Genomic DNA, 1,155 nt, shown 5'->3' with positions numbered 1-1,155 from the left:
ATGACAATACGCTGATGGCGATCTACCTGAGGGGCAGCAATACCGACGCCTCCCGGACCGGCGTACATGGTTTCGGTCAGATCCCCGACAAATTTCTGCAGTTCATCGTCAAAAACCTGGACGGCTTCGGCCTTGCGCTGCAGCCGCGCATCGGGATAGGTGAGGATGGACAGTACCGTCATCAGAATACGGCCGCTTCAATGGGGTGGACACCCACTTCTACCCCTTGTTTTTCCCGCAGGGGCAAAACCGCCTTGCGCACGCTTTCAATGCCATCGGGGGCATAACCCTGAATGACCATGACGTACAGTGGCCGCTCGGCGCTTCCGGAGCTTTCGCTTTCCAGATCAATCACATTAAAACCGATGGCAGCGAGGGCAGCCGTCACCCCGGCCACAATACCCGGATGATCGGCCCCATACACTGTGACCCGGGTGTTGGGCAGATCGGCCGCAACCGCAACACTGGAGATAGGATCCAGGTGTACCCGTAAATTCAGGCGCTTGATGGCAGGATCCAGGGCCATTTCCACGGAGCCCAGGTCCCTGCTGTAATCGATGACCTGCATGATGGTGAAATAGCCGCCCAGACGCATCATGGAAGCGTCACCAATGGAGCAGTCCGCCGTATACAGTGCCTGGGTGACGGCTGCGACAATACCGGGGCGATCTTCGCCGATGACGGTGAGAAGCGCTTGACTCATGCCTGAACTCCTATAGCGAGGGCTTTAGCCTGTACGAGATAACGAAAACAATATTCCAGCAATTCCAGGTGATGGCGTGCAGACAATAAATCCCTGCCCCAGGCAGTGACGCCATGCTGGTGAATCAGCGCACCAGGCACCGGAGGAATGGCTTGCGTAAAAGCAGTATCCATATCTTTGGCAATGCGGGCAACATCCTGATGATTGGCAAAAACCGGCAGATCAATTTCGGGTTCCGCATCGGGAACCCCCAGTCCCTTGAGCATCTCCAGAGGCGGCAGACGGAGTTGCCCGTTTCTGGCGAAATGCCCGCAGAGATTGGCCTCAATGGAATGCACATGAAAAATCACCCAGGCTTCAGGAATATGTTGATAAATCACCTGATGGATGGAAGTTTCTGCCGAAGGTTTACGTCCGCTGGGAGCAAGCAGCACATCCCCCTGGAGGTTTAC

General features: G+C 55.8%; 3 protein-coding genes. All 3 read right to left on the bottom strand.

Going from position 1 to position 1,155, the window contains the following annotated elements; translation table 11 throughout:
• Positions 1-182 (bottom strand): peptide deformylase (locus tag AC2VLY_RS01485; protein ID WP_486921658.1); only part of this gene is annotated, 182 nt, incomplete at its 3' end.
• Positions 182-703, bottom strand: a complete 522-nt coding sequence (locus tag AC2VLY_RS01480) for a glycine cleavage system transcriptional repressor (RefSeq protein ID WP_486893508.1) — start codon at positions 701-703, stop codon at positions 182-184. The genes AC2VLY_RS01480 and AC2VLY_RS01485, both read right to left, overlap by 1 nt.
• A partial coding sequence (mtnB, locus tag AC2VLY_RS01475; RefSeq protein ID WP_486921657.1) for a methylthioribulose 1-phosphate dehydratase occupies positions 700-1,155 on the bottom strand: 456 nt, incomplete at its 5' end. The genes AC2VLY_RS01480 and mtnB, both read right to left, overlap by 4 nt.

Source organism: Acidithiobacillus sp. TH-A36, assembly GCF_057473445.1.
The sequence above is the reverse complement of the archived record's forward strand: the minus strand, read 5'-3'. Positions and strand labels throughout refer to the sequence as shown.